General features: G+C 72.6%; 1 protein-coding gene. It reads right to left on the bottom strand.

The features are described from left to right. Positions 1-3,551, bottom strand: a 3,551-nt coding sequence (locus DY262_RS21405) for a DUF6531 domain-containing protein (protein ID WP_181936602.1), incomplete at both ends; no start/stop codon positions are given.

A 3,551-nucleotide genomic window follows, 5' to 3' on the forward strand; every position in this document is an offset into this window, starting at 1 on the left:
GCCGCGCCATCGGGATCGAAGTACGCGTCGGGGCGCCCGCCCGCGTAGGCGTAGAGGTCCAGCAGCAGGCCCGCGGGCAGATCGTTGATGGCGTCGGCGATGCCGGCTGGGTCGGGGCTGATGAAGCGGCCTTGTGTCGGCTCGAAGAAGCGCGCGCCGTGGTAGCTCAGGCCGCTGTCGTCGTCGTGGACCTGGCCGACGTAGCGCAGGGGCTGGTGGATGCGGGGCGACTGGCCGTCGTCGCGCCCTTCGTCTGGTCCTTCGGACTGCCCTGCGCCTCGCTCCGCGCCTCGTTCACGGTCGCGCCAGACGGTCCGCCCCCGCTCGCTCACGCTGAGCACGCGCCCGGCGCGCGCGGTGTGCAGGTGGCGGGCTTCTGGGCCGAGCAGCCAGGCGGTGAAGCGCTGCCAGGCGCTGGCGGGCTGCAGCGCGATCTGCGCCACGGGGCGGTGGCCCAGGTGCGCGTAGGCATACGTCAGGCGGCCCTGGGCGTCGGCTTCGGCCACGAGGCGGTTGTCTTCGTACAGGCTCAGGCTGGCGCGGACTTGACCGTTGGCCCCGGTCACGAGCTGGATGACGCGGCGCCCGCGCGCGTCGTAGAGGTAGTCGCTGTGGCCGCCGTCTTCTCTCTCGGTTCGTTCCAGCTGCCCGGCCGCGTTCCAGTGCAGGCGCTGAATGCCGTGGTTGGTGCTCACGCGGCTGGGTAGGCCCGCGCTGTCGTGTTCTTGCCCCGGCGGGGCGAGCCAGGACGCCGTGTCGCCCCCGGCGAGGCCGCTTCGGCTGGTCTCTGGCTGTGCCGGTGGCGGGACGGGTTCGAAGCGATCGACGCTGCCGTCCCCGTGGGTGATGGCGGTGGCGTAGCGCAGTGCCCCCAGGTCCTGCCAGCGGATGTCGCGCACGATCTCGCGCCCGCCGCCGAGCCAGGCCGGCAGCGCGCCTTCGGTGCGGATGCGGGCGATCCGACCTGCAACGTTCTCCTGATCGATGCTCAGGCTGCGCCCATCGGCACCGGTGAGCGTGCGGGTGACGCTGCCGTCCGCCTCGCGGCGGTAGGCCAGGCCCAACTGGATGGGCTCAGGCAAGGCGGCCCGCAGCGCCCCGGCGGGCTCGATGCGCAGGGTCTCGCTGGCCAGGGCGCCGCGTTCGTCGTAGCTGAGGCGGGTGATGCGTTGGCCCTGGCGGTCGCTCAGGCGCTCTTCGATGAGCCGCTCGTGCTCGTAGCGGCGGTCGATGACTTGTTCGGCTGAGGATTGCGTGGTGTCGGGGTCGGCACCGGGGGCGAAGCGCTCCAGCCGGGTCAGCCGCCCCGCCAGGTCCCAGCGGGCGCGCTGGCGTGCGCCTCTGGGGTCGATGGTCTCGAGGAGGCGCCCGGCCTCGTCGTGGCGCGCGAACCGCCAGCCTTGGCCGGGGTGGCGGATGGCCACGACCCGAGCGAAGTCGTCGAGCCGGCGCTGGGCCTGGGCGTGGGGGGTGGCGAAGCCCAGCACGCTGGACTCGGCCACGCTGCCCGCTGGGCCCCAGGTGGCGCTGAGCAGCGCTTCACTGTCGTCGCCTGACGCTGTCCCTGAGGCCGCCCCTGCCACCGTTCGCCAGGCCACGGGCCGGGCCCAGGGGTCGTGCTCGATGAGCAGGTCCGCCTTGCCACTTGGGCCTGCGTTGCCGTTTAGGTCCGCGTTGTCGCTTAAGCCCGCGTTGCCTCGTGTGGCCTGAGGCAGCGGCACGGTCACACCATCCGGCCCCGTGACCCCGACGATGCGCCCGCTCTCGGGCTCGCGGTGCACGTGCAGGGTTCGTGGGCCGGGGCGCACGATGCGCTGCAGATGGTCGGCGCGCGCGTCCCACCCGTAGCGGGTGATGTCCGAGTCCTCGGGGTTGGCGTTCGGACCATTCGGCAAGGGGCCGTCGACGCTGGCCAGCACGCTGCGCCCGTTGATCTGGGTGTAGCCGTAGGTGGTGCTGCGCCGGATCGCCACCCCTTGTGGATTGAACTGACCCTGTTCGTCCACGGGGCTGAAGCCCTCTTCGGTGACCTCGACGGGCTGCATCGCGGCGTTGTAGGCGATGCGGGTGATGCGTTCGCGGCCTGCAATGACGCTGGGCACGGCGATGAGCACCGGTCGCAGGCTGGGCAGCGCCTGCGGATCGCTCGCATCGACGGGCGCGTATTCGTAGCGCACGCGCAGCTGGGGCGCTTGGGCCTGGCCGTTGCGGTAGGTGATGGTGCTGACCTCGACCGGGCGGCCGTAGGCGTCGCGTGCGGTGCGGGTGCTGCGCAGGGGACGGCCCTGGTCGTCGAGGGTGGTCTCTTCGATGAGCCGGCCCACGCGGTCGTAGCCGTAGCGCCGGTTGCCCGGAGTACAGCTCGCGCAGCCCGGGCCGATGGCCTGCAGCAGGCGCGGCTCGCCGGCGATGGTGGTGCTGCTGTAGACGGTGGTCTGCCCCAGGCTGTTGGTGAGCACGGTGGTGCGCTGCCCGCCCCGTGCAGGCCCGTGCTGCAGGCGGACCTGCTCCTGGCCCACGCCGCCCGAAGCACCCGAAGCACCCGAGGGGCGTTCGCCCTTGAAGCTGAGCACGGCGCGGCGCTCCTCGTCGTAGGCCCAGGTGTTCAGGCGTTCGCTGCGGGCCTGGCCATGGCGGCTCAGCCGCTGCGCGCTGATGCCGGTGAGCAGCGTCGCAAAGCGCGGGTCTTCGTAGTGGTACCGGCGAGCGAGCGTCGATGGCGGGGTGGCGCCCTCGCTGGGCCCTGGCCCGGGGAAGATGACCCGCGTGAGGTTGGCGATGGGCTCGCTGGGCCTGGCGCTGGAGCCCTCGGGCCGCCGCGCGCCGTGTTCATAGACAAACCGCCCCACGGGCGTGTCGATGCTTTGCACGCCGCGGTAGCGATCCCCGCGGCGCACGCCGGCCTTGTCCAGCACATGCAGGCGCAGGCGCCGCCCGGCGGGGTCGATCACTTCGCTGAGCCAGCCGCGCCCGTCGTAGCGCAGGCTGAGGAATTCGCCGCTGGGCACACGGACCTGCTCCAGCTGGCCTGTGGTGTTGAAGCGCAGCTGGCGCCCGTCGGCCCAGCGCCAGAGGTACTCGCTGCCGCGCGGCGTGTGCAGGCGGTGCACCAGGCCGTGCAGCGGGCTCAGGCCCCGGTAGAGATCGCCCTGGCCCTGGCCCTGGCCTGGTCCTTGGCGTTCGTCTGGCGGCAGGGCGAAGGCGATGCGCGTGCCGTCGGCCTGCACGACTTCCAGCGTGCCCGCCAGCGCACCGGTGCCCACGCGCAGCGTGGTCTCGTAGCTCAGGCGCCAGCCGCGACCGAGCAGGTGGCGTTCGCTGTCGGCGCTGTTGTAGTAGCGCACCAGCTCAAGACCCAACACGCCGGGCAGCGCGGGCATGTCCACCTCGCGCTGGAACTTGTTGCCGCCCAGCACGTTGAGGGGGTTGCCCGCGCCGCTGTCCACGCCGGAGGTGTTGCCCAGGGTGGCCACGCCAGCGCCACCGCAGGGGCTGCCGGTGCTGGGGGCACCGGCGCAGCAGCTGATGCTGGGGTCGCAGGCGGCTTGGGC

This window comes from Hydrogenophaga borbori (genome assembly GCF_003417535.1).
Lineage (GTDB): Bacteria > Pseudomonadota > Gammaproteobacteria > Burkholderiales > Burkholderiaceae_C > Hydrogenophaga > Hydrogenophaga borbori.